Origin of the sequence: Pseudomonas sp. Rh2 (genome assembly GCF_040762985.1) — a bacterium.
GTDB lineage: Bacteria > Pseudomonadota > Gammaproteobacteria > Pseudomonadales > Pseudomonadaceae > Aquipseudomonas > Aquipseudomonas taiwanensis.
On record NZ_CP142890.1, the window covers coordinates 5207454 to 5233290 of the forward strand.

21 protein-coding genes and 1 pseudogene are annotated in these 25837 nt (G+C 63.5%); 13 read left to right on the forward strand and 9 right to left on the reverse strand.

Annotated elements, in window-relative coordinates:
* Positions 1–90: 90 nt before the first annotated feature.
* On the forward strand, positions 91–1458 hold the full coding sequence (locus VXM67_RS23795; RefSeq protein ID WP_023382505.1) for an MATE family efflux transporter: 1368 nt from the start codon (positions 91–93) through the stop codon (positions 1456–1458).
* Positions 1459–1533: 75 nt separating this feature from the next.
* Positions 1534–1821: a polymorphic toxin type 44 domain-containing protein gene (locus VXM67_RS23800; RefSeq protein WP_367237412.1), complete on the forward strand. Its 288-nt coding sequence runs from the start codon at positions 1534–1536 to the stop codon at positions 1819–1821.
* 265 nt (positions 1822–2086) lie between these two features.
* Here the strand turns inward: VXM67_RS23800 and speA are convergent, their stop codons facing one another.
* The 4 genes from speA to VXM67_RS23820 form a co-directional block, all read right to left on the reverse strand.
* Positions 2087–4000: an arginine decarboxylase gene (speA, locus tag VXM67_RS23805; protein WP_023382506.1), complete on the reverse strand. Its 1914-nt coding sequence runs from the start codon at positions 3998–4000 to the stop codon at positions 2087–2089.
* 152 nt (positions 4001–4152) lie between these two features.
* Positions 4153–4524, reverse strand: a complete 372-nt coding sequence (locus VXM67_RS23810) for a translation initiation factor Sui1 (protein WP_367237413.1) — start codon at positions 4522–4524, stop codon at positions 4153–4155.
* 288 nt (positions 4525–4812) lie between these two features.
* Positions 4813–5346: an NUDIX hydrolase gene (locus VXM67_RS23815; protein WP_023382508.1), complete on the reverse strand. Its 534-nt coding sequence runs from the start codon at positions 5344–5346 to the stop codon at positions 4813–4815.
* 2 nt (positions 5347–5348) lie between these two features.
* On the reverse strand, positions 5349–6416 hold the full coding sequence (locus tag VXM67_RS23820) for a DUF2333 family protein (protein ID WP_023382509.1): 1068 nt from the start codon (positions 6414–6416) through the stop codon (positions 5349–5351).
* A gap of 250 nt (positions 6417–6666) precedes the next feature.
* Between VXM67_RS23820 and VXM67_RS23825 the strand changes: the two genes are divergently transcribed.
* The 6 genes from VXM67_RS23825 (at position 6667) to accC (ending at position 14984) form a co-directional block, all read left to right on the forward strand.
* Positions 6667–8283, forward strand: a complete 1617-nt coding sequence (locus VXM67_RS23825; RefSeq protein ID WP_023382510.1) for a diguanylate cyclase — start codon at positions 6667–6669, stop codon at positions 8281–8283.
* A 221-nt stretch (positions 8284–8504) separates the two neighbouring features.
* Positions 8505–10466: a methyl-accepting chemotaxis protein gene (locus VXM67_RS23830; RefSeq protein ID WP_104881213.1), complete on the forward strand. Its 1962-nt coding sequence runs from the start codon at positions 8505–8507 to the stop codon at positions 10464–10466.
* 169 nt (positions 10467–10635) lie between these two features.
* A complete protein-coding gene (locus VXM67_RS23835) occupies positions 10636–12414 on the forward strand; it encodes a protein-disulfide reductase DsbD (RefSeq protein ID WP_104881212.1) in 1779 nt (592 codons plus the stop codon).
* Between the two features lie 179 nt (positions 12415–12593).
* A complete protein-coding gene (gene aroQ / locus VXM67_RS23840; protein WP_008093086.1) occupies positions 12594–13046 on the forward strand; it encodes a type II 3-dehydroquinate dehydratase in 453 nt (150 codons plus the stop codon).
* Between the two features lie 100 nt (positions 13047–13146).
* Positions 13147–13611 carry an acetyl-CoA carboxylase biotin carboxyl carrier protein gene (gene accB, locus VXM67_RS23845; RefSeq protein ID WP_104881211.1) on the forward strand — a complete coding sequence of 155 codons (465 nt, stop codon included), beginning with the start codon at positions 13147–13149 and terminating at the stop codon, positions 13609–13611.
* A gap of 17 nt (positions 13612–13628) precedes the next feature.
* Positions 13629–14984 (forward strand): acetyl-CoA carboxylase biotin carboxylase subunit, encoded by a 1356-nt coding sequence (accC, locus tag VXM67_RS23850; RefSeq protein WP_023382514.1) that lies wholly within the window; start codon positions 13629–13631, stop codon positions 14982–14984.
* Positions 14985–15147: 163 nt separating this feature from the next.
* Here accC and VXM67_RS23855 read toward each other — a convergent pair whose 3' ends face one another.
* Complete coding sequence (locus VXM67_RS23855) at positions 15148–17001, reverse strand: sigma-54-dependent Fis family transcriptional regulator (RefSeq protein WP_104883258.1); 1854 nt, start codon at positions 16999–17001, stop codon at positions 15148–15150.
* A gap of 283 nt (positions 17002–17284) precedes the next feature.
* On the opposite strand from VXM67_RS23855, the gene VXM67_RS23860 reads away from it, so the two are divergent.
* Genes VXM67_RS23860 through VXM67_RS23880 form a run of 5 tightly spaced genes read left to right on the forward strand, consistent with a single transcriptional unit; the run spans position 17285 to position 22617 of the window.
* A complete protein-coding gene (locus tag VXM67_RS23860) occupies positions 17285–18340 on the forward strand; it encodes an NAD(+)/NADH kinase (RefSeq protein WP_023382516.1) in 1056 nt (351 codons plus the stop codon).
* A 22-nt stretch (positions 18341–18362) separates the two neighbouring features.
* The gene (locus tag VXM67_RS23865) at positions 18363–19340 is read left to right on the forward strand and encodes a thiamine pyrophosphate-dependent dehydrogenase E1 component subunit alpha (RefSeq protein WP_027907498.1); all 978 of its coding nucleotides are present in this window, start codon (positions 18363–18365) and stop codon (positions 19338–19340) included.
* Positions 19341–19372: 32 nt separating this feature from the next.
* A complete protein-coding gene (locus VXM67_RS23870; protein ID WP_023382518.1) occupies positions 19373–20395 on the forward strand; it encodes an alpha-ketoacid dehydrogenase subunit beta in 1023 nt (340 codons plus the stop codon).
* Positions 20392–21498: an acetoin dehydrogenase dihydrolipoyllysine-residue acetyltransferase subunit gene (locus VXM67_RS23875; protein ID WP_023382519.1), complete on the forward strand. Its 1107-nt coding sequence runs from the start codon at positions 20392–20394 to the stop codon at positions 21496–21498. The genes VXM67_RS23870 and VXM67_RS23875 overlap by 4 nt, the downstream gene beginning before the upstream one ends.
* 54 nt (positions 21499–21552) lie before the next feature.
* Positions 21553–22617, forward strand: coding sequence for a 2,3-butanediol dehydrogenase (locus tag VXM67_RS23880; protein ID WP_238346505.1), 1065 nt, complete (start codon positions 21553–21555; stop codon positions 22615–22617).
* 240 nt (positions 22618–22857) lie between these two features.
* Here the strand turns inward: VXM67_RS23880 and VXM67_RS23885 are convergent, their stop codons facing one another.
* The 4 genes and pseudogenes from VXM67_RS23885 to VXM67_RS23900 all read right to left on the reverse strand — a co-directional run bounded on the left by VXM67_RS23885 (position 22858) and on the right by VXM67_RS23900 (position 25832).
* Complete coding sequence (locus tag VXM67_RS23885) at positions 22858–23796, reverse strand: LD-carboxypeptidase (protein ID WP_367237414.1); 939 nt, start codon at positions 23794–23796, stop codon at positions 22858–22860.
* Positions 23797–23891: 95 nt separating this feature from the next.
* A pseudogene (gene lipA, locus VXM67_RS23890) lies at positions 23892–24907 on the reverse strand (lipoyl synthase).
* A gap of 2 nt (positions 24908–24909) precedes the next feature.
* Positions 24910–25557: a lipoyl(octanoyl) transferase LipB gene (gene lipB, locus VXM67_RS23895; protein WP_023382523.1), complete on the reverse strand. Its 648-nt coding sequence runs from the start codon at positions 25555–25557 to the stop codon at positions 24910–24912.
* A complete protein-coding gene (locus VXM67_RS23900) occupies positions 25557–25832 on the reverse strand; it encodes a DUF493 domain-containing protein (RefSeq protein ID WP_023382524.1) in 276 nt (91 codons plus the stop codon). The genes lipB and VXM67_RS23900 overlap by 1 nt, the downstream gene beginning before the upstream one ends.
* Between the last annotated feature and the right edge of the window lie 5 nt (positions 25833–25837).

The following is a 25837-nucleotide window of genomic DNA, read 5'->3' on the forward strand; positions in this document are numbered from 1 at the left end:
GCGCACGGCCGTTCCCGGACCCGCAATCGTTGGGAGCGGCCCGGTGACGCGAAACGGCCGCAACGCAGCCGCAGATTCAACAGGAACCCGATGACTTCACTGACGACCGACTGGCGCGACCGCCCCACCCACCGCAAGGTCTGGGGCCTGGCCGCACCGATGATTCTCTCCAACGTTTCGGTGCCACTGGTGGCGCTGGTCGACAGCACGGTGATTGGTCACCTGCCCCATGCCCACCAGCTGGGTGCGGTCGCCGTGGGCGCCACCCTGTTCACCTTCATGGTCGGCCTGATGGGCTTTCTGCGCATGGGCTCCACCGGTTTCGCCGCCCAGGCTGCCGGGCGCGCCGACGGTGCTGCGCTGCGCCAGGTGCTGGTACAGGGGCTGTTGCTGGCGGTCGGCTTCGCCCTGCTCATCGGCCTGCTCGCCGTACCCTTCAGCCAGTTGGCGTTGCAGGCCATGCAGCCGAGCGAAGCCTTGCAGCAAGCCACCGAAGACTTCTTCCACACGCGGCTGCTTGGCCTGCCGGCCGCGCTTGCCAGCTATGCCTTGGTGGGCTGGTTCCTCGGCACCCAGAACGCCAGGGCACCGCTGGCCATTCTGCTGACCACCAACCTGCTCAACATCGTGCTCAACCTGTGGTTCGTCCTTGGCCTCGACTGGGGGGTGCTGGGCTCGGCGCGGGCGTCGGTGATTGCCGAATGGAGCGCCGCGCTATTGGGCTTGGCCCTCACCCGCCCTGCCCTGCGCGCCTATCCGGGGCAGATCGCCTGGGCGGCGCTCAAGCGCTGGCAAGCCTGGCGGCCACTGTTGGCGGTGAACCGCGACATCTTCCTGCGCAGCCTTGCGCTGCAGCTGGTGTTCCTGCTGATTACCGTGCAGGGCGCGCGCCTGGGTGAGGCCACGGTGGCCGCTAACGCCCTCCTGCTCAATGGCCTGCTGTTGACCGCCTATGCCCTGGACGGCCTGGCTCACGCCGTGGAGGCCCTGTGCGGCCACGCCATCGGCGCCCGCGACCGCGACACGCTGCGCCGCTCGTTGGTGGTGGCCTGTGGCTGGTCGCTGATCACCAGCCTGGGGTTTGCCGTGTTGTTCCTGATCGGCGGGCACCTGTTCATCGACCTGCAAACCGACATCGACAGTGTGCGGGCAGCGGCTTATCCGTATCTGCCGTACCTGGCGGTGCTGCCGCTGATCGCGGTGTGGAGTTATCTGCTCGACGGGCTGTTCATCGGTGCGACAAGGGCGCGAGAGATGCGCAATGCAATGCTGGTTTCGGTACTGGTCGCGCTGCCTCTGGCGCTGGTGTTGAGTGGCTCCGGCAACCATGGGTTATGGCTGGCGTTTCTGGGGTTCATGGCGTTGCGGGCAGTGACGTTGGGGTGGGTGGGATGGAAATTGCAGCAGAGAGGCAAGTGGGTCGGAGTGGAAAACAATATGAAAAATAGATTCGATTGACTGTGAGAATCACTTTGGTAAATGCAGCGCCCACGGAGGGGACTCTTCTTAATTACTTAAGAGCAAGGAGCCTTTATGTACCCTCCAACCGCATCTGTTGATAGCGACATGAATGCTGCCAGCAAGGCGCGTAACTACTTTAAAAACGGCGGCAGTGCTTTTCTAGTGCCGTGGTTTTACTCGATGGTCAGAAATCGAGGTGAGTGGGACTATAAACAGCAAGGAAGGCAGTACGAAGCCTTTGGCAACTTCAATTACGGAGCTACGGGAACCGCCGCAGGTCTATCGCAAGAATTCTTGTTGAGAGGTGCTGGATGGGCACAGCGTCGGGCTGGCACCTGCAATTCGGCATTTGGATCGTAGTGCAATGATGCCCCTTATGGAGACGCCCCCGAAGATCAGGCATGGATCAAAGCAGGTATTGAGTATGCGAAGTCAAGGGGCTACTCAGTGCCTGATAGCAGTCTTGCTTCTACTTGCCGTCGGACAAGGCATATGGATGCTCAGCACAGACTCAAAGCCCGTACTGAGCAGGGTTGTTGTGTATAGGCAGTTGGGGCTGCTACGCAGCCCTTTCGCGACACAAGGCCGCTCCCGCCCCACACAGGGCAGGAGCGGCCCCTGGCGATCAGGACGACAGGTATGAAGACCGGGTCAGGCCAAGACGCAGCGCATCGAGGAACTGGGTCCGCTCGCGGGCGCTGATCCTGGCGCTGGCCACCTTGTCGCGGTAGTGGGTCATCAACTCCTCCGGCGACAGGTGCACGTAGCGCAGCATGTCCTCGATAGTGTCGTGGGTCTCGATACCGGCGTGGTACACGCTGCCATCGGCATTCTGATAGATGTTCACCGAGTCGGTGTCACCGAACAGGTTGTGCATGTCGCCCAGGATCTCCTGGTAGGCGCCGACCAGGAACACACCCAGCAGGTAGTCTTCGCCTTCCTTGACCGCATGCACCGGCATGCTGGTCTCGATGCTCTGCTCGTCGACGTACTGGTTGATCTTGCCGTCGGAATCGCAGGTCAGGTCCTGCAGCACCGCGCGACGCATCGGCTCTTCATCCAGGCGATGCAGCGGAATGATCGGCAGCACCTGGCCGATGGCCCAGGTATCCGGCAGGCTCTGGAACACCGAGAAGTTGCAGATGTACTTGTCGGCCAGCTTGTCGTTGAGCTCGTCCAGCACTTGGCGGTGCGAGCGCTGGCGGGCTTTGAGCGAGTTGTGCAGGCGACGGCACACGGCGAAGTAGCACTGCTCGGCCAGGGCTTTCTCGGCCAGGCTGATCTTGCCATCGGCATACTGCGCTGCCACGTCACCCATGTAGTGGGTGGCGCGCCAGTAAGTCTCGGTCACCATCTCGATGTCGGTCGGGCCAAGCAGGTCGGCCAGCCACTGCACGGTCTCCGGCAACGACTCCTTGTTCTCGATGGTCGGCACGTCGTCGTTGTGTTTCTCGACGTCGGTCACCTGGATCACCAGCATGGCGTGGTGCGCGGTCAGCGAACGGCCGCTCTCGGAGAAGATGTGCGGGTGTGGCAGGCCCTGCGCGTCGCAGAACTCCTTGAGCATGCCCACCACCACGCCGGCATAGTCATCCATGTCGTAGTTGATGGAGCTGGCATTGCGCGAGTGAGTGCCGTCGTAGTCGACACCCAGGCCGCCGCCGACGTCGATATGGTCGACCGGCAGGCCCAGGGCCCGTAGTTCGCCATAGTAACGGATGGCTTCCTTGAAACCGTGCTGGTAGTCGGCCAGGTTGGCGATCTGCGACCCCATGTGAAAGTGCAGCAGGCGGATGCCCTGGTCCAGGCCCGCGTCGCGGAAACGCTGAACCACCGAGATCAGCTGGGCCGCGGACAAACCGAACTTGGACTTTTCGCCACCCGTGTCTGCCCACTTGCTCGATGCCAGCGACGACAGACGCACGCGCAGGCCTACCTGAGGCTTGACCTTGAGCTCGGCGGCCTCCTCGATCACCAGAGCCACTTCGGACTCTTTCTCGATGACGATGAACACGTTGTGGCCGAGTTTCTGCCCCATCAGCGCCAGGCGAATGAACTCACGGTCCTTGTAGCCGTTGCAGACGATGGTCCCGCCCTTGGGCGCCAGCGCCAGCACCGCCAGCAGCTCGGGCTTGGAGCCGGCCTCAAGGCCGATGGACACGTTCTGGGTGGCGATGATGTTTTCCACCACCGCTTCCTGCTGGTTGACCTTGATCGGGTACAGCGCGGTGTACTTGCTCTGGTACTCAAGGCGCGCGATGTTGGCGTCGAAGGCGCCGGTCAGCTGGCGCACGCGGTCCTGCAGAATGTCTGGGAAGCGCACCAGCAGTGGCAGCGACAGGCCGCTCTGGCGCAGCTCCTGGACTTGCTCGAACAGGTCGATCGGGGCACTGCTCGGCCCGTTGGGGCGCACTTCGACGCGCCCGGCTTCATTGATGGCGAAATAACCAGCGCCCCAATGGCGGATGCCATAAACACTGCGGCTGTCGGCCACGGTCCATTGGCTACCATCGTCTTTGCGTGTGCGTCGTACGGACATTCACGTCCCCTATAGATAAGTCGAAGACACTGCCCCACGAGGCGGCGGGCGCAGTGTAAAAGCTGAAAATGACGATTATTCCGTATTCAGGGATAGACCCCTGCTACGGAAACGAGTTTAGAAAGCGCTGGGGAAAAAATCGCGCGGCCGTATCAACCGCCGGATTTCTTCGCCTTGAAGCCTTGCTTGGTCAGCTCGCCGATGAGTAACTCGACGTGATCGCCCTGGATCTCGATCACGCCCTCTTTCAAGGCGCCACCGGTACCACATCGGCGCTTGAGGGTGGAGGCCAGCTCCTTGAGCTGGTCGAGCGGCAGCGGGACGCCGGTGACGGTGGTCACGGTCTTGCCGCCACGGCCTTTGCTTTCACGACGAACGCGGGCGATACCGTCCCCCTCGGGGATGACGGATTGCTTACAGGTGCAGGCGTCCACCGGCTGGCCACAGTCGGGGCAATGCCGACCGGAATCGGTGGAGTACACGAGACCGCCAAGGGCGGAGAGGGAAGAAGCTTTCTTGGCCACTTTTGTTCCTCTTGCTGAGGACAAAAACTGGTCGACGGGAGCCGACCGCGAAGCCCCACTCTGGCAGGGGCGGCGCTACTGCCACAAGACCTGCGGCAGCCCGAAAAGGGCGCGCAGTGTAACGATAAAACCGGCGTTTGCTAAGTACTGGAATGCGCCATTTTTCGAATGTTTTGCGACCCCTCACAGGCAAGCCCGCTGCAACGGCTATTTCACTGGACTCACTGGCAGTGAATCACCTGCTGGAGCGGGTTAACCCGCGAAAAGGCCAGCACCGGGAAGCCTACCTCAGAGACTGGCCTTGTAGCGCTGCAACGCCGCCAGCGAGTCCGGGCAATAGGGCTTGCTCAGGCTCTCGGCCTCCGCTTGCTCGATGCGAACGAACTTCGCCTCTATCACTTCTTCCGGCTGCAAGCGCAACGGCGCATCCGACACCGCCGAATACACCGCGCACCACAAGCGGTTGTCCGGCTGGTCGAAGTAGAACCGCTCATGGAAGCGCAAGTCGACGCCTTCGATCCCCAACTCTTCGGCCAGCTCGCGCGCGGCGGACTCGGCATACGCCTCTCCCGCCGTCACCATGCCGCCTGCCGCCACATCCCAGTAGCCTGGGTAGAGCGCCTTGCTCAGGGTACGGCGGTGCACGCACAGTTCACCGGCACTGTTGAACAGCAGGATGAAGGTGCAGCGACCGATCAGGCCGCGCTCACGCAACTGAGCCCTGGGCAAGGCGCCGAGGACCTGATCGGCTTCGTCCACCCAGGCGACCAGCTCACGGTCGGAAGCTGCCCGGTGGGCAGCCTCCTTGGGATCGATGGCCATGATCAGCCCTGGGACAGCAGCTGACGCAGGTCGATCACCGCTGCGTTGGCTCGGGAGATATAGTTGGCCATCACCAGCGAGTGGTTGGCCCACATGCCGAAGCCACTGCCGTTGAGCACCATCGGGCTCCACAGCGCCTCCTGGGACGCCTCCAGTTCACGGATGATCTGGCGGACGCTGACGGTAGCGTTCTTCTTCGCCAGTACATCGGCGAAGTCCACCTCGATGGCACGCAGCAGATGCGACAGCGCCCAGGCCTGGCCACGGGCTTCGTAGAACACGTTGTCGATCTGCAGCCAAGGCGTTTCCACCAGTTCCTCGTCAACCTGCGGCGCCTGGCCGGGCTGCACCGACTCGGTCTTCAGGGTGCTGTTGAGCTTGACCCGGCCGACACTGGCCGACAGGCGCTGGGACAGCGAACCCAGACGGGTCGCCACGTCACCCAGCCAGTTGTTGAGGTTGTCGGCACGAGTATAGAAGATCGCGCCCTGATCACCCTTGGCCAGGCGAGCCTGGTAGCGGCTCAGCGACTTGATGCCTTCCTCGAACTCCGACTCGCTCGATGGCAGGATCCAGCTCTTGTTGTCGAAGTTGAAGCGCGGCTCGGCCTTGGCCAAGTCGGCGTCTTCGGTGGATTGCGACTGCGAACGGGCGAAGTCCTTGCGCAGTGCGCGCGACAGGTCGCGCACCTGGACCAGCACGCCGTATTCCCAACTCGGCATGTTGTCCATCCACAGCCCCGGTGGGAAGCGGTCGTTGGAAATGTAGCCGCCCGGCTTGTCCAGCAAGGTCTGCGCGACCGTCTTGAGGGTTTCGATGGTGGTGTAGCCAACGACCATCTGCTGGCCATTCTTCTCGGCCGCCGCCTGGGCGTTCTGCTGCACCGGGAACAGTTCGGGCTCCTGGCTCCAGTACCAACCAAGGCCAATGCAGACCAGCAGGTAAAGGCCAATCAACGTGCCCAGCGCACGGCTCCAGAGGCCACCAAGGTAGCTGCGGGCCGCAGCACCGCGACCATCGACACGCTCGCGGGGCTCGGCTTTGGCCTCGCGGTTTTTCCAATCCAGCATGGCTTTGTCCTTAATTCAGTCACGACGGTTCAGGGGCTTGGACCACAGGCCTGCGCCAGGGTGCCACGGCAAGCCCGCGTGGCTGCACTATAAAGCAGACACCGCCGTACGCATAAGCGACCAATGAGTCAGTAACTGAATATTCGTTCGGAACCCTTTGTTGATTCAGGGCACTCACTCGTCGGAAAAGAACTGCTAGCATAGAGCCATCATTGCACCTGCACATCCCCAACTAATAAGTAGTCAGGACATGAGCCAAACAGCCGAGCCGAGCCACGAGCGTCTCAAGCAGCACTTCGCCCAGCGTGTGATCCTCCAGGCCAGGCAGATCCTCGAGATCTGGCAGCGTCTGCAGCGTGGCGAATGGTCGGACGGCGACCTGGGCGAACTGTGCGAGGCCAACCTACGCCTGCAACGCTACGCCGAACGCTTCGAGCAGCCTGAGCACAGCGACCTGTCGACCGCCATCGGCCAGACCCTGCAGGCCATCGAAGCCAACAGCGCACGGCTCAACTCACAACTGATCGGCGAGCTCAACCGCCTGATGCAACGTCTGTCGCGCACCGGGCTGCGCAAGGGCGACCAACTCGACCAAGTGCCCCTGCCGCCCTTGCGCAAGCCGGTGTACATCCTGCTGCAGGACCATGACCGGGCCGAGCGCCTGGCCCAGCAGTTGGAGTTCTTCGGCCTGGGCGTCGAAGCCCTGTTCAGTGCAGACGCTTTCCAGGCCTCGATGAAAGAGCGCCTACCGTCAGCCATTGTCATGGATGTCGACTTCACCGGCCCAGGTCTGGGCCTGCAACTGGCTGCTCAGGCCCAGCAGGGCCTGGAGCAACACATCCCGCTGCTGTTCTTCAGCCATCAGGAAACCGACACGCCGACCCGGCTGGCCGCTGTGCGCGCCGGAGGCCAGGAGTTTCTCACCGGCACCCTTGAGGCCTCCAGCCTGCTGGAGAAAGTCGAGCTGCTGACCAGCGCCACCCAGTACGACCCGTTTCGCGTGCTGATCATCGACGACTCACGCGCCCAGGCCCTGCACACCGAACGCCTGCTCAACAGCGCCGGCATGATCACCCGCAGCCTGAACGATCCGATCCGGACCATGGCCGAGCTGGCCGACTTCCAGCCCGACCTGGTGATCCTCGACATGTACATGCCGGCCTGCACCGGCACCGAGCTGGCCAAGGTGATCCGACATAACGACCGCTATGTGAGCGTGCCGATCATCTACCTGTCGGCCGAGGACGACCTGGATAAGCAGCTCGATGCCATGAGCGAAGGCGGCGACGACTTCCTGACCAAGCCGATCCGCTCGCGCCACCTGATCACCACCGTGCGCAACCGCGCCGCCCGTGCCCGTCACCTGAAAGCGCGCATGGTCCGCGACAGCCTGACCGGGCTGTACAACCACACGCACATCCTGCAATTGCTCGAAGACTGCAGCTTCCGCGCGCGCCGCGAAGAGCAGCCGTTGAGCTTCGCCATGCTCGACATCGACCACTTCAAGAAGATCAACGACCGCCACGGCCATCCCATGGGCGACCGGGTAATCAAGAGCCTGGCGCTGTTTCTCAAGCAACGTCTGCGCAAGACCGATTTCATCGGCCGCTACGGCGGCGAGGAATTCGCCATCGTGATGCCTAACACTGGCCTGGAGGCGGCGCACAAGGTGCTCGATGAAATCCGCAGGCGCTTTGCCGAGATTCTCTACCCCGCGCAGCCCCACGACCTGCAATGCACGTTCAGTGCAGGTGTGGTTCAACTCGACGACGACCTGGATGCGCTGACCATGGCCAGCGCCGCCGATGAGGCGCTATATCGCGCCAAGCATGCCGGACGCAATTGTGTGGTGCGCGTGGAGCCCTGAGGCAGGGCTTTGCCTGTGCTGTGCCCTTCGCACCGACCTTGAATTCGCAGCAGTCCCTGTGGGAGCGGCTTCACCCGTGAAGGCGTCGGCACGGCCAAAACCAATGCCGGCACTGTGCCACTTTTTTTTGTGCCACGCCGCCCCGTCGTCATCACCACGTCACAAAACCGCAATAACTTCAGGCACCTACCTCTCCACTCCCCCGCAGGAAGTTCGCGGCTATGCGCCTGAAGTGGCTGACCAATTTCAACACCTTGTTGCTGGTGACCGTGTGTATCGCCCTGGGCGCGACCCTGTGGTGGTCGCAACGCGCCCTGGAACGTCCCTACCAGTTGATGGAGCGCTACCTTGGCCTGTCGCGGCAGTTCCAGAACGACGCCGTGGGCAATATCCAGGCCTACCTCGGCAGCGGTGACGCATTGCGCCACGCGGCGGCCGTGCAAGCCAATACCCAGTTGCAGGCCGCCCTCGCCGAGTGGCCGGAAGACCTGGCTGGCCGACTGCGCCCAAGCCTTGGCAGCCTTCAGGCCTTCACCCGCAACGAACTGCTTGCCGCCGGCAAGCTGGCCGGCGACCCACAGGCCTTGCTGCTGCAAGCCGAACGCGAACTGGGGGCGAACCTCGAACAATTGGCAGGCTATGCCCGCGACAGCGCGAGCGCCGAAGCCGAGCATTACCTGACGCCGATCCTCGACGCCACGCTGCACCTGGGCCGCCTGTCGTTGGCCCGGGACAAACTGGTCAGCAGTGGACGCGCCGAACTGGCCGACGAAGTCGATCGCGAGCTGCAGCTCATTCGCGCCCAGGCCCAGGTCATCGACGGCCTGCCACTGCTGGGCGTGACTCGCGCCGCCGCATCCGGCGCCGATGACTTCGCTGCCATGATGGGCCTGCAGACCCAAGCCAGCGAGCAACAGGAAGACATTGCCGTCGGCCTGAAACGCGAGTTGCTGAGTCTGCTAAACCGGTACCCCGCGGAACTGCAGCGCACCCGAGAGCTGATCGAACGCCGCACGGTCCTGGCCGCCAATACCAACGAACGCCTCGATGCCGTCCAACAGGCCATCGCCGCCGTGGAGCCGGCGGTGCGCAGCCAGCATGGCACGATCGCCAACGAAGTGCGCATCATCCAAGGCCTGATGATCGCTGTGATCCTGCTCATCGCCCTGCTCATCGATACCCTGCAGCGCCGCCTGGCCCGCACCCTCACCAGCCTGGCGCCGGCCTTGTCACGCTGGGCCGAGGGTGACTTCGCCAAGGCCATCGTCCTGGGCAAGAGCAACCGGGAGCTGCAGGACATACAGGAATCGCTCAACCGCCTGCGCCAGTATCTGGTGGAGCTGGTCGGCACCATCCGCCACAACGCCGAGCAGGTGGCGGGCAGCAGCCATGCCCTAGCCGGGATGAGTGCGGCCCTGCACGACGGTGCCGAGCGCCAGGCGGGCGATACCGGGCAGATTCGCGATGCGCTCGGTGAGCTTGAAGCGACCATCGTGCAGGTTGCCAGCGATGCCAGCTCGGCTGCCGATGCCAGCCGCGATGCCGGCCGTGCCGTCGAACAGGGCCAGGCCGTGATTGGCCAGAGCCTGACGGGCTTGCGCGAACTGGTGGACGAGGTGCACGGCAATGCCCGCATGATCGAGCAGTTGGCCGAAGAGTCAGCCACCATTGGTGGTGTACTGACGGTTATTCGCTCGATTGCCGAGCAGACCAATCTGCTGGCCCTCAACGCCGCCATCGAAGCGGCCCGAGCCGGCGAGATGGGTCGAGGCTTTGCTGTGGTCGCCGATGAAGTGCGCTCACTGGCCCAACGTACCACTGGCGCCACGGGCGAAATCCAGGCTTTGATCGACCGCCTGCAACAGGCGGCGCGTGAGTCGGTGGCGGGCATGCGGGCCCAGCTCGAACATGCCGAGGCTACCGCCGACCAGGCCCAGGCCGCCGACGGCGCGCTGGACGAGATCGTCAGTGCGATCCGCACGATTTCTGCCACGGCCATCCGGATTGCCGACGCCACCGCCCAGCAAAGCGGCGCCGTGGGCGAGATCCGCGACCACAGTGAGCGAATCCACGCCCTGGGCGAAGACAACCTGCAGCGCATCGGCGAAGGGCGCGAACAAGGGGAGCAGTTGCTGGCGCTGGGTGGCGAGTTGAACCGGGCGGTGGGGGCATTCAGGGTCTGAGATCGCACGCGAACTGGCCCGAAACAACCGGAGGAGCGAGCCTTGCTCGCGATGCGCCGCGCCGGCGGCGCTCGCTCCCCCAACGCTGAAGATATCCCGACAAACCCCCGCCCCCAACGCCCATCAACTCCGCTATCATGCCCAGCACGTTCCACCTCGCGAGTCCGCCATGCGCCGCCTGTTTTTCCTGCTGTTCCTGCTGCTGGCCAGCCCCGCCTTCGCCTCAGGCCTGCTCGACAACCGCCCCAGCGCCACCCTCGGTGCCGCCTCGCTGTCCAACAGCGCCGATTTCCTGCCTGTCCATGAAGCCTTCAAGCTCAGCCTGATCCAGGGCGACGCCCAGACCATCAAGTTGCGCTTCGTCGCCACCGACGGCTACTACCTCTACCGCCACCGCTTCCAGTTCCGCAGCGAGCCGGCCGACATTGCCTTGGGCGCACCACGAATCCCCAAGGGCGAGCCCAAGCACGACGAGTTTTTCGGCGATGTCGAGGTCTACCACGGCGTGCTCGACATCGAGATACCGCGCTCGACCAGCGACCAGCGCGCCTTCACCTTGCTGGTGAGCTACCAGGGCTGCGCCGACAAAGGCCTGTGCTACCCACCGGAAACCGAACGCCTGACCATCGACGGTACCGGCAGCGCCACCGCGCCAGTCCCTGACCAGGCTTGGAACTGGAAATCGCTGCTACTGTTCTTCCTCGCCGGCATCGGCCTGACCTTCACTCCTTGCGTGCTGCCGATGCTGCCGATCCTCTCGGGCGTCGTGCTGCGCGGCCAGGTAGGTGGCTGGCGTGGGCTCAGCCTGTCGTTGGCCTATGTGTTGCCAATGGCCGCCTCCTTCGCCGCGCTGGGTGCCTTGATGGGTGTGTTCGGTGCCAGCCTCAACTTGCAGGCGCGCCTGCAATCGGCATGGGTACTGGTGCCGTTCGCGCTGTTCTTCGTGCTGTTCGCCCTGGCCATGTTCGGTCTGTTCGAGCTGAAACTGCCGCAGGCGCTGAGCAGCCGCCTGAACAACTTCGCCAATGGTGTCAGGGGCGGCTCGCTACTGGGCGCGGCGGTGCTGGGCGTCCTGTCCAGCCTGCTGGTGTCACCGTGCGTATCGGCGCCGCTGGCCGGCGCGTTGCTGTACATCAGCGCCAGCGGCGATGCCCTGGGCGGCGCACTCAAACTGTTCACCCTGGGCCTGGGCATGGGGGCGCCGCTGTTGCTGGTCGCCACTGGCGGTGCAGCCTGGCTACCGAAGAGTGGCCCTTGGCTGAACACGGTGAAGAATGCCATCGGTGTATTGCTGCTGGGCCTGGCCATTGGCTTGCTCAGCCGCATTCTCCCGGGGCCGGTCACCTTGCTACTGGTCGGTTTCCTGGCCGCCGGCGTGGCGCTATTCCTCGGCGCCCTGGAGTTCGTGGTCAAGACACCACGCCAGCGTCTGGTACAACTGCTGGGCCTGGCGCTGCTGGTGTACGCCCTGGCCTGCTGGTACGGCGCCCTGAGCGGACGCGGCGACCCGCTACGCCCACTGCCACCGCCTGCGGTCGTCGGTGCAGGCCCGACCAGCCCCGCCACTCAATCGGATGCCTGGCAAACCCTGACCACCCCTGCCGCGCTCGATGCAGCGCTGGCCGAGGCCAAGGCCGCCGGCCAGCCGGTGCTGTTGGACTGGTATGCCGACTGGTGCATCAGCTGCAAGGTGATCGAACATGAAGTGCTCAATGCGCCCCACGTGCAACCACAGCTGAGCGCCTTCCGCCTGCTGCGCTTCGACATCACCGACAGCAATGCCGAACAGCGCAGCCTGCTCGACCGCTACCAGCTGTTCGGGCCGCCTGCGCTGATGTTCTTTGCCGCGAACGGCAGCGAAATTACCGCTGATCGGGTGATTGGCGAGATAAATGCCGGCGATTTTGCGCAGGTTCTGGCGCGCGTACGCGGCAAACTCGGTCTATAACTTCCCGCGGGCTGTAAAAAAACCTCAGTAGAGTGACCAGATTGAATTATTTGGTCACATACTTCGCGCGAACCTCGGACATCGTGCTGGCTATTGCCGGGAACTGGACACTTGCTCCCGCTTTGCGGCACACTCGCCGCGCTGTGTCGAATTGCCCTACAAATTCAAGGAATCCGCAGATGGCAACCCTACTGGTGCTCCACGGCCCCAACCTGAACCTGCTCGGGACCCGCGAACCGGGCCACTACGGCGCCGTGACCCTGGCCCAGATCAACCAGGACCTGGAGCAGCGCGCTCGCGCCGCTGGCCACCATCTGCAGTACCTGCAGAGCAATGCCGAGTACGAACTGATCGACCGTATTCACGCCGCACGCAACGAGGGTGTGGACTTCATCCTGATCAATCCGGCTGCTTTTACGCACACAAGCGTCGCATTACGTGACGCATTGCTTGCGGTGAGCATCCCATTCATCGAAGTGCACCTGTCCAACGTGCACAAACGCGAACCGTTCCGTCACCACTCCTACTTCTCCGATGTAGCCGTAGGGGTGATCTGCGGTCTGGGCGCCAGCGGTTATCGCCTGGCCCTGGAGTCCGCGCTGGAACAACTGGCTGCCAACGCACAGCCCTGATGATAGAGACCTCGGCCTAAGTGGGCCGGGGTTCGAGAGAAACGTTTTCAAACACGTTTTCAATTACGCCCCCTGACCGAACCTTGGGAGTTGATGATTAATGGATATCCGTAAAGTCAAGAAACTGATCGAACTGCTGGAAGAGTCTGGCATCGACGAACTGGAGATCAAGGAAGGCGAAGAGTCGGTCCGTATCAGCCGTCACAGCAAGGCCCCAGCCGGCCAGCAGTACTTCGCTCCGGCACCGGTTGCCGCCGCGCCTGTTGCCGCGCCGGTCGCTGCCGCCGCTGCCCCGGTTGCCGAAGCCGCTGCCGCCGCTCCAGCCCTCAAAGGCACCGTGATTCGCTCGCCGATGGTGGGTACCTTCTACCGCAAGCCTTCGCCGACCTCGCCGAACTTCGCTGAAGTTGGCCAGACCGTGAAGAAAGGCGACACCCTGTGCATCGTCGAAGCCATGAAGATGATGAACCACATCGAAGCCGATGTCGGCGGCGTTATCGACGCCATCCTGGTGGAAGACGGTCAGCCGGTTGAGTTCGACCAGCCGCTGTTCACCATCGTTTGATTCGCGGAGAGCCAACGATGTCTGGGAAGCTGGAAAAAGTCCTGATCGCCAACCGTGGGGAAATTGCCCTGCGGATCCTGCGTGCCTGCAAAGAGCTGGGCATCAAGACCGTCGCCGTACACTCCACGGCCGACCGTGAACTGATGCACCTGGGCCTGGCAGACGAGTCGGTCTGCATTGGTCCTGCTTCGTCCAAAGATTCGTACCTGCACATCCCGGCGATCATCGCTGCCGCTGAAGTGACAGGCGCTACCGCCATCCACCCTGGCTACGGCTTCCTGGCGGAAAACGCCGATTTCGCCGAGCAGGTCGAGAAGTCCGGTTTTGCTTTCATCGGCCCGAAAGCCGACACCATTCGCCTGATGGGCGACAAGGTCTCGGCCAAGGACGCGATGATCAAGTCGGGCGTTCCGACCGTTCCGGGTTCCGACGGTCCGCTGCCGGAAGACGAAGAGGTTGCCCTGGCAATCGCCCGTGACGTCGGCTACCCGGTGATCATCAAGGCCGCCGGTGGCGGTGGTGGTCGCGGCATGCGCGTGGTGCACAAGGAAGAAGACCTGATTGCCTCGGCCAAGCTGACCCGTACCGAAGCCGGTGCGGCCTTCGGCAACCCGATGGTCTACCTGGAGAAGTTCCTGACCAACCCACGTCACGTGGAAGTTCAGGTGCTGTCCGACGGCCAGGGCAACGCCATTCACCTGGGCGACCGTGACTGCTCGCTGCAACGCCGTCACCAGAAAGTCCTGGAAGAAGCACCTGCCCCGGGCATCGACGAGAAAGCCCGTCAGGAAGTCTTCAAGCGTTGCGTCGATGCGTGCATCGAGATCGGCTACCGCGGTGCCGGTACCTTCGAGTTCCTGTACGAAAACGGCCGTTTCTACTTCATCGAGATGAACACCCGTGTGCAGGTTGAGCACCCGGTGTCGGAGATGGTCACCGGTATCGACATCGTCAAGGAGATGCTCAGCATCGCCGCTGGCAACAAGCTGTCGATCCGCCAGGAAGACGTGGTCATCCGTGGTCATGCGCTGGAATGCCGTATCAACGCCGAAGACCCGAAGAAGTTCATCCCGAGCCCAGGCAAGGTGAAGCACTTCCACGCGCCAGGCGGCAACGGCGTTCGCGTCGATTCGCACCTGTACAGCGGTTATTCGGTTCCGCCGAACTACGACTCGCTGATCGGCAAGCTGATCACCTACGGCAAGGACCGTGACGAAGCCATGGCGCGCATGCGCAATGCCCTGGACGAGATCGTCGTCGACGGCATCAAGACCAACATCCCACTGCACCGCGACCTGGTGCGGGATGAAGGTTTCTGCAAAGGCGGCGTCAACATCCACTACCTTGAGCACAAACTGGCTAGCCAGGAGTGATCGCGTAGCGTGATGTACCCAAACCCCGGACATGTGCCGGGGTTTTTTTTGGGTTGTCTTTAGAGGGTTGGTGACTGAGCCTTGCTGGCGATGCGCCGCGCAGGCGACGCTCGATCCCAAACAGCTGGCTTGCCGACGATGGGGCCGCAAGGCAGCCCCAAAATCACCCCTTCATCCGCGGCATCTCGATCCGGTGCTCATGCACCCGCCGATACAGGGTGGCTCGCGAAATCCCCAACGCCCGCGCCGCCTCGGCCGGCTTCCAGCGATGGCGAATCAAGGCATCGAGCAACAGTTGCCGGGCCGGGCTCGACGTCCCGACATCCGCCGAAGGCGCTGCATCGCCACGCACCTCCTGTGGCAGGCTCTCCAGACACACCTGCCCCCCTTCACTGACCGCACAGGCATAGCGCAACACCTGCCGCAGCTGGCGCAGATTACCCGGCCAGCGATACACCAGCAGCGCCTGCAACGCATCGTCGGCCAACGTCACCTCGACACCACACGCCTTGGCCTCTTCGGCCAGCAACTGGTGAATCAAGCCCAAGCGATCATCGCGCTCACGCAGCGGCGGCAACTCGAAGCGGGCGTTGGCCAGGCGAAAATACAGGTCCTCACGAAAACGCCCTTCACTCACCATCACAGCCAAGTCCCGGTGGGTGGCACAGATCACCTGGATATCCACGCGCTCGCGCCGTGCAGCGCCCAAAGGTGCCACCTCGCCTTCAGCCAGCACCCGCAGCAATCGGGTCTGCAGATTGAGTGGCATGTCACCGATTTCATCGAGGAACAAGGTGCCGCCATCGGCCTGCTGCAACAGTCCTTGCATACCTTTGCTCGATGCACCGGTAAAGGCGCCGGCCACATAGCCGAACAGCTCGCTCTCGATCAGGCTCTCAGGGATCGCCGCGCAGTTGAGCGTAACGAAGGGTCCGGTACAGCGCTGGCTCTGCTGATGCAACTGGCGGGCGAAAACTTCCTTGCCCGCGCCAGTCTCACCCTGCACCAGCACTGCAAGGTTGCAGTCCTTGACCCGCGTGGCCAGGCGCAAATGCTGCTCGATTCGAGGGTCCTGGGCCTGCTGCACGGCGCGCACTGGCTCGCGTCGCCGGGGCGCACTCACCCGGCCATACAAACCGCCCCACCCCGGCAGCCGCTGGGCAGAGGCCTCGTTGGCGCGGCGCAGCTGATCCAGGTCGAACAACTCGCCGATGTGCTCGGGCAAGCGTCCATGGCGGGCCAGCAGGCGCTCGCGGGCCAGGCTGTTGATCGCCCGCAGGCGCCCGTCGGCATCCCAGGCCAGCAGGTAGTCCGGCTGGCTCTCGACATACCCCGGCGTGCCATGAGCGCGCATCACCCAATGGCCTTGGGCGCTGTGCATGAAAAAGGCGTTTTCGATCTCCCGCGCAGTCTGCTCCACCAACTGGCGGATCAAGTGCTGGCTACGACGGTCGTCCGGCGATTGCAGGGCGGAAACATCCACTACCCCCAGCAACTCCCCTTGGGGGTCGAACACAGGGGCCGCCGTGCAGGTCAGGCCGATGAAGGCCGCGCGAAAGTGGTCACGCTTGTGCACCGTGACCGGCGCCTTGCTGGTCAGGACGGCCGCCACGCCGCAAGTCCCCTCCTCGCCTTCCGACCAGCAGGTACCCAGGTACAGCCCGGCCTTGCGGCAGTCGTTGCGAATAGCGGATTCAACCCGATAGTCGATGGTGCGCCCGAGGGCGTCGGTGAGCAGCACACAGTAGTCGGCACCGCGCACACGCTCATGCAGGCGCGCCACGGCATCGCCGGCGATACGCAGAAACAGTTCGGCACGTTCGCGGCATTCGTTGAGCACGCTTTGGGAAAGGATGCGCGGCCCCTGCTGGGAGCCTGGGTCGAGGCGGTACAGCTCCATGGAACGGCGCCATGAATCGAGAATCAGCGGCGGCACCGGTGCCTGCGGCAGGCGGTCGGCATTCTTCAGCACCCGGCTGACGCAGTCGACATGGGCTCGGGAGTTCGCGGCAAGCATTCAGGCCCTCCGGTTCTCGTTGCTGTTTTTATCGTTGTCCGGCCATTAAGCGCTTCCGGACATCCCCCGACAAGCACTGAGTGATTACCGGCAGGCTTGAGACGCAGCGTCTCAGCGTCTCGTCGAAACCGGCCGAGCCCTGGCACCGGGCGTCTCGCCAGTGCCACCGAGGGCACCCGCCGGAAGACGCCGGAACCGCTCTGGAGCAAGCTTCTCAGCCAACCCCGAAAAAGCTGGCACCCACCTTGCTCTTGCCTTGGCAAACAAGAATACGAGGTGCGCCATGCCGCAACCTGCCCCGACTGTCGGGATCATTGCCAACCCTGCCTCTGGCCGAGACCTGCGTCGCCTGACCGCCAACGCCGGGCTCTACTCGAGCACCGACAAGGCCTCGGCCATCCAGCGACTGCTCGCAGCCTTCGGTGCCACCGGTGTGAGCCAAGTGCTGATGCCCACGGACATGACGGGTATCGCTGCCGCTGTACTCAAGGCCAGCCATGGCCCGATAGCTCGCGACCAGCATTGGCCGGCACTGGAACTGCTCGACCTGCCCCTGACCCAGACGGTCGCCGATACCCGCCTGGCCACCCGTCTGATGGTCGAGCGTGGCGTGGCCATGATCGCCGTGCTCGGTGGCGACGGCACCCACAAGGCGGTTGCTGCCCATGCCGGGGACGTACCGCTGCTGACACTGTCCACCGGCACCAATAACGCTTTCCCCGAGCTGCGCGAAGCCACCAGTGCCGGCCTGGCCGGAGGCCTGTTCGCCAGCGGCCAAGTGCCGAACACGATCAGCCTGCGCCGCAACAAGCGCCTGCTGGTGAACGTAGCGCGGCAGAACCTCTGTGAATGGGCCCTGGTGGAAGTCGCGGTGTCGCCTCAGCGCTTCGTCGGTGCCCGCGCCTTGAGCCGCAGCGAAGACCTGAGCGAAGTCTTTGCCTGCTTCGCCGAACCCCATGCCATTGGCCTCTCGTCCCTGTGCGGCCTGTGGTGCCCAGTGTCGCGCCACGCGGCGCAGGGTGCCTGGGTACGCCTGAACCCCGGCGCCGAACATGCCTTGCTGGCCCCCCTGGCGCCAGGACTGCTGCAAGGTTGCGGCATCACCGCTTCGGGCTTTCTGGCCCCCGGCGTGCCCCATGGCCTGAGCCTCGCCAGCGGCACCCTGGCCCTGGACGGCGAGCGCGAAATCGAGTTTGCCGAAGGCGACAACCCCACCATTACCCTCGATCACCAAGGCCCCCTGACCGTGGATGTCGAGGCCGTGCTGGCCCATGCCGCACGGCACCACCTGCTGGCCGTCCCGCGCGGTCATCGGCTGCACCCTGCAAACCCGTGTTGAGACAACCCTGGAGAACAACAAGATGTCCACTCACCTGAGCTGCGAACAGTTGCTACATGCCTACGAAGTGATGCGTACCATCCGCGCCTTCGAAGAACGCCTGCACGTGGAGTTCGCCACCGGCGAGATCCCCGGTTTCGTCCACCTTTACGCTGGCGAAGAAGCCTCCGCCGCCGGGGTCATGGCCCACCTGCGCGACAGCGACTGCATCGCCTCCACCCATCGCGGCCACGGTCACTGCATTGCCAAGGGCGTGGATGTGTACGGCATGATGGCCGAGATCTACGGCAAGAAGACCGGCGTGTGCGGCGGCAAGGGCGGCTCGATGCACATTGCCGACCTGGAAAAAGGCATGCTCGGCGCCAACGGCATCGTCGGTGCCGGTGCCCCGCTGGTGGCCGGCGCCGCTCTGGCCGCCAAGCTCAAGGGACGCGACGACGTTTCGGTGGCCTTCTTCGGCGACGGCGCCTCCAACGAAGGCGCGGTGTTCGAAGCGATGAACCTGGCTTCGATCATGAACCTGCCGTGCATCTTCGTCGCCGAGAACAATGGCTACGCCGAAGCCACCGCCTCGACCTGGTCGGTGGCCTGCGACCACATCGCCGACCGCGCCGCCGGTTTCGGCATGCCCGGGGTCACCATCGATGGCTTCGACTTCTTCGCCGTGCACGAGGCTGCCGCTGCCGCCATCGAACGCGCCCGTTCCGGGCAAGGCCCGTCGCTGATCGAGGTCAAGCTCAGCCGCTACTACGGCCACTTCGAGGGCGATGCGCAGACCTACCGCGCCCCGGACGAGGTGAAGCACCTGCGCGAACAGCGCGACTGCCTGTTGCAGTTCCGCAACAAGACCACCCGCGCCGGATTGCTTACCAACGAGCAGCTCGACGCCATCGACGCCCGCGTCGAAGACCTGATCGAAGACGCCGTGCGCCGTGCCAAGTCCGATCCCAAGCCACAGCCTGCAGACCTGCTCACCGACGTCTACGTCACCTACCCCTGAGCCCGGACAACAAGAACAACAGGAGAACCACCATGGCAAGAAAGATCAGCTACCAGCAGGCCATCAACGAAGCCCTGGCCCAGGAAATGCGTCGCGACAGCAGCGTGTTCATCATCGGCGAAGACGTTGCCGGCGGTGCCGGCGCGCCCGGCGAAGACGATGCCTGGGGCGGCGTGCTGGGCGTAACCAAAGGTCTTTACCACCAATTCCCTGGCCGGGTACTCGACGCACCGCTGTCGGAAATCGGCTATGTCGGGGCCGCCGTCGGGGCCGCCACCCAAGGCCTGCGCCCGGTCTGCGAACTGATGTTCGTCGACTTCGCTGGTTGCTGCCTGGACCAAATCCTCAACCAGGCGGCCAAGTTCCGCTATATGTTCGGCGGCAAGGCCGTCACTCCGCTGGTGATGCGCACCATGTACGGCGCCGGACTGCGTGCGGCGGCACAGCACTCGCAGATGCTCACCTCGCTGTGGACCCACATCCCAGGACTCAAGGTGGTCTGCCCCGCCTCGCCCTATGACGCCAAGGGGCTGTTGATCCAGGCCATCCGTGACAACGACCCGGTGATCTTCTGCGAGCACAAGTTGCTCTACAGCATGCAGGGCGAGGTGCCGGAAGAGGTCTACACGGTGCCCTTCGGCGAGGCCAACTTCCTGCGCGACGGCGACGACGTGACGCTGGTGACCTACGGGCGCATGGTCCATGTGGCGCTTGAGGCAGCCAACAACTTGGCTCGTCAGGGCATCGACTGCGAAGTGCTGGACCTGCGCACCACCAGCCCACTGGACGAAGACAGCATTCTCGAAAGCGTGGAGAAGACCGGCCGCCTGGTGGTTATCGACGAAGCCAACCCGCGCTGCTCCATGGCCACCGACATTAGCGCACTGGTTGCGCAGAAAGCGTTCGGCTCGCTCAAAGGCCCGATCGAGATGGTCACCGCGCCCCATACACCCGTGCCGTTTTCCGACGCCCTCGAAGACTTGTACATCCCGGATGCCGCGAAGATCGAGGCCGCTGTGCGCAAGGTAATCGAAGCTGCAAGGAGCGCCGCATGAGCCAGATCCATACCCTGACCATGCCCAAGTGGGGCTTGTCGATGACCGAGGGCCGGGTCGATGCCTGGCTCAAGCAGGAAGGCGACGAGATCAACAAGGGCGATGAAGTGCTGGACGTTGAAACCGACAAGATCAGCAGCAGCGTCGAGGCGCCTTTCAGTGGCGTGTTACGCCGCCTGATCGCCCAACCCGACGAAACCCTGCCGGTGGGTGCGTTGCTTGCCGTGGTGGTGGAAGGTCAGGCCAGCGAGGCTGAAATCGACGCGGTGGTGCAGCAGTTCCAGGCCGAGTTCGTCGCCGAAGGGGCCGCCGACCAGGCTCAAGGGCCCGCACCTCAGAAGGCCGAAGTGGGTGGCCGCCTGCTGCGCTGGTTCGAACTGGGTGAAGGTGGCACCCCGCTGCTGCTGGTTCACGGTTTCGGCGGCGACCTCAACAACTGGCTGTTCAACCATCCGGCCCTGGCCGCCGAACGCCGGGTAATTGCGCTGGACCTGCCTGGCCATGGCGAGTCGGCCAAGGCACTGCAGCGGGGCGACCTGGATGAGCTGAGCGAGACAGTGCTCGCCCTGCTCGACCATTTGGACATCCCACGCGCCCATCTGGCCGGGCATTCAATGGGCGGCGCGGTCAGCCTGAACGTGGCGCGCCTGGCGCCGCAACGGGTGGCGAGCCTGAGCCTGGTCGCCAGCGCCGGGCTGGGCGATGCGATCAACGGGCAATACCTTCACGGCTTCGTCGAGGCGGCCAACCGCAACGCCCTCAAGCCACAGCTGACCCAGCTGTTCGCCGACCCCGCGCTGGTCACCCGGCAGATGCTCGAAGACATGCTCAAGTTCAAGCGCCTGGAAGGCGTGGACCAGGCACTGAGACAGCTGCGCTCGGCCATCGCCGAAGGTGACCGGCAACGGCACGACCTGCGTAGCGTGCTTGGCCAGCACCCGGCTATGGTGGTCTGGGGCGCCGAGGACGCGATCATCCCAGCCGCCCATGCCGAAGGATTGGAGGCCGAGGTCCTGGTCGTGCCTGGCGTTGGTCACATGGTGCAGATGGAGGCAGCCGAACAGGTCAACGAACGACTGTTGGCGTTCCTGCGCAAGCACTGATCCCGTTGCGTGAGTCTGGAGACAATCATCATGAATGACCTGAGCCACACCCATATGCGCGCCGCCGTCTGGCATGGCCGCCATGACATCCGTGTCGAACAGGTCCCCCTGCCTGCCGACCCGCCTCCTGGCTGGGTGCAAATCAAGGTGGACTGGTGCGGCATCTGTGGTTCCGATCTACACGAATACGTGGCGGGCCCAGTGTTCATCCCGGTCGAGGCGCCGCATCCTCTGACCGGCATCCAGGGCCAGTGCATCCTCGGCCACGAGTTCTGCGGTGAAATCGCCAAGCTCGGCGAGGGAGTCGAAGGCTATGCCGTGGGCGACCCGGTGGCGGCGGATGCCTGCCAGCATTGCGGGACCTGCTACTACTGCACCCATGGCCTGTACAACATCTGCGAGCGCCTGGCCTTCACCGGGCTTATGAACAACGGTGCCTTCGCCGAACGGGTCAATGTGCCCGCCAACTTGCTGTATCGGTTGCCACAGGGCTTCCCACGGGAGGCCGGGGCACTGATCGAGCCGTTGGCGGTGGGCATGCACGCGGTGAAGAAGGCCGGCAGCCTGCTGGGACAGAACGTGGTGGTGGTAGGCGCAGGCACCATCGGCCTTTGCACCATCATGTGCGCCAAGGCTGCCGGTGCGGCTCAGGTGATCGCGCTGGAAATGTCCTCGGCACGCAAAGCCAAGGCCAAGGAAGTGGGAGCCAGCGTGGTGCTCGACCCCAGCCAGTGCGATGCCCTGGCCGAGATTCGCGCGCTCACTGGCGGGCTTGGGGCCGATGTGAGCTTCGAGTGCATCGGCAACAAGCACACGGCCAAGCTGGCCATCGATGCCATTCGCAAGGCCGGTAAGTGCGTGTTGGTGGGTATTTTCGAGGAGCCCAGCGAGTTCAACTTCTTCGAACTGGTGTCCACCGAGAAACAGGTGATCGGGGCATTGGCCTACAATGGCGAGTTCGCTGATGTGATCGCATTCATTGCCGATGGGCGTCTGGATATTCGACCGCTGGTGACTGGGCGAATCGGGCTGGAGCAAATTGTCGAGCTCGGCTTCGAAGAATTGGTGAACAACAAGGAGCAGAACGTGAAGATCATTGTTTCACCGGGCGGGCATTAGGGTCTGTCTGAAAAGTCTTGGGACGAAGGTCAGGCAAGGCGAAAACAGCCGAGGAAGCGGAGTTTACGGGTTGTAAATGAGCATTTCGAGGCTGTTTTCGACGCAGCATCACCGAGTTTCAAGGCTTTTCGTACAAAGCCTAGGTGCACTGGGCGATCAGGATCTTGGGGCGCGTTGCGCCCCTTTTGCCCGTCGAGGCCGCTGCTGAAGGCCGCAGGGATGATCTGCTGACGATGGCGGTCAGGACCGGAACAGGTCCTGCTGCAGCACCAAGGTCTGCTTGCTGCTGTCCAGTTGCACCCACGCCCCCAGGGGCAGACACACATTCGGGTCACAGTGCCCGCTGCGCCACCCGGCCAGTACAGGCACACCCAGCGACGCGAAGATGTCCTCCAGCAGCGGCGTCATGGCGGCGACCGTAACGCCGGCGAAGTCCCCCACCAATACGCCTTTGACGCCCTCGAGCTTGCCGGCCAGGCGCAGTTGGGTCAGCAGACGATCTACCCGGTACAGTGGCTCGTTCACATCTTCGATGAACAGGATACTGTCCTGGGTATCGACCTCGGCCAAGGTACCCATCGTAGCCCCCAGCAACGACAGGTTGCCGCCCACCAAGCGCCCACTGGCTTCGCCAGGCACTACACTGCTCAACGGGTAGGCTGCCGGATGGACGATGGCATCGCCCGCCGCCAGACGCCCGTTCAACTGCGCCAGTAGCGAAGATTCGGTGGGCTCGAGCTTGGCGCCCAGCAGGTCGGCGTTGAGCATCGCCCCATGGAAGGTCACCAGCCCACTGTGACGGCCGATGGCGGTATGCAGCGCGGTGATGTCGCTGTAGCCAATCAACGGCTTGGGATTGCGCCGAATCAGCTCGAAGTCGAGCTTGTCGAGCAGGCGCATGCTGCCGTAACCGCCACGCATGCACAAAATGGCGTGGATGGAAGGGTCGGCGAATGCATCGTGCAGGTCCTGCAGGCGACGCTGGTCGGAGCCGGCCAGATAACCCTGGGCCTGATTGACGCTCGGATAGATACGGGACTGATAGCCCCGGCTGGCAAACCACAGGCCGGCTTTTTGCGCATCCAGCCGGGCCGGCCCGGCGGGGGCGACCACGGCGAAGCAAGCACCTACGGGCAACGCGGCAAGCAAGCGGGACTCGAAGGTTTCAACGCTGTTCACTGGGTAACTCCTTACCGTGTTTCACCGACAATGCTCATACAAAAATGCCGATGCCGCCTTTCGGCGCGCATCGGCATGTCTGACTCAACACAGGATCAGAGCTTGATCTTGGCCTCATGAGCCTGCTGGTCAGCGTGATAGGACGAACGCACCAGCGGGCCGGACGCGACGTTCTTGAAGCCCATCTTGTAACCTTCCTCGGCGAACCAGGCGAAGGTATCCGGGTGGACGAAGCGCTGAACCGGCAGGTGACTGCGCGATGGCTGCAGGTACTGGCCAAGGGTCAGCATGTCGATGTCGTGCTCGCGCATGCGGTGCATGACTTCGATGACTTCTTCGTCGGTCTCGCCCAGGCCGAGCATCAGGCCCGACTTGGTCGGTACATGGGGCACCATCTGCTTGAACTTCTGCAGCAGGTCCAGCGACCAATCATAGTCCGAGCCCGGACGCGCGGCCTTGTAAAGGCGCGGGACGGTTTCCAGGTTGTGGTTGAAGACATCTGGCGGCTGTTGCGCAGTGATCTCCAGAGCGATGTCCATGCGGCCACGGTAGTCCGGGACCAAGGTCTCGAGCTGAACGCCCGGCGACAGCGCACGGATTTCGCGAATGCAGTCGGCGAAGTGCTGGGCGCCGCCGTCGCGCAGGTCGTCGCGGTCCACCGAAGTGATGACCACGTACTTCAGGCGCAGGTCGGCGATGGCGATGGCCAGGTTTTTCGGCTCGTCGACATCCAGTGGCTTTGGTCGGCCATGGCCAACGTCGCAGAACGGGCAACGACGGGTGCAGATGTCACCCATGATCATGAAGGTCGCAGTCCCCCCGAGAAGCACTCGCCCAGGTTCGGGCAGGATGCCTCTTCGCACACGCTGTGCAACTTGTGCTTGCGCAGCAGTTGCTTGATGCGGTCGACCTCCGGGGAAACCGGGATACGCACGCGGATCCAGTCCGGCTTTTTCGGCAGTTCTTCGGTGGGGATGATCTTCACCGGAATACGGGCGACCTTTTCGGCGCCACGCAGTTTAACGCCAGCTTCCACCTTCTTCGGCGCGGGGCGCGGGGTGGAATCCTGGGTAGGAGTCAGGTTCGGCACGGCTTCTTGCACAGTTGTCATATTCAGTCGATTCCGCCCGTGAGGGTCGTCTGCTCAGCATAGTCGAGGTGCTTGACCAGCTGTCCGCGCAGCCTTGTCCTGACCTCGTCGAGTTCGATCGGACCTGCCAGGTCGCGCAGCTGGGTCATGGCCAGCCCCGCGTACCCGCAGGGGTTGATTCGGCGGAATGGCGCAAGGTCCATGTCCACATTCAGAGCAAGGCCATGAAACGAACGGCCATTGCGGATTCGCAGGCCGAGGGAGGCGATTTTCGCTCCATCGACATAGACACCGGGAGCATCGGGTTTTGCCGCAGCCTGGACATCGTAGCTGGCCAGCAGGTCGATCAGGGTGCGCTCGATACGGCTCACCAGGTCACGCACACCGAAGCCAAGGCGACGTACATCCAGCAGCAGGTAGGCCACCAACTGCCCGGGGCCGTGATAGGTCACCTGGCCACCGCGGTCGGTCTGCACCACCGGGATATCGCCCGGTACCAGCAGGTGCTCGGCCTTGCCGGCCTGGCCCTGGGTGAAGACCGCGGGGTGCTCGACCAGCCAGACTTCGTCCTGGCTGTCCGGGCCACGCTGCTCGGTAAAACGACGCATGGCCTCCAGCACCGGTTCATAGGGCTGCAGGCCAAGATCGCGAAAACCGAGACACCGCGGCATCAGAGCACCATTTTCACGATGCCGGTCGCGCGCAGGGCGCTATTGATATCGTGCAGCTGGTTCTCGCTTTCGGCAACGATGTGCAATTGCACGGTGGTGTACTTGCCTTCCTTGCTCTGGCGCTCGGCCAGTGTCTGGAGGTCGACTTTGGCGTGCTTGCTGAGGATCTCGATCACCGTGTCTCGGAAACCGACAACGGTATCGCCGATCACCTTGATCGGGTAATCCTCGCAGGGGAATTCGATTTTGTGCGACTTGACGTCAGCTTCGCTCATGGCGG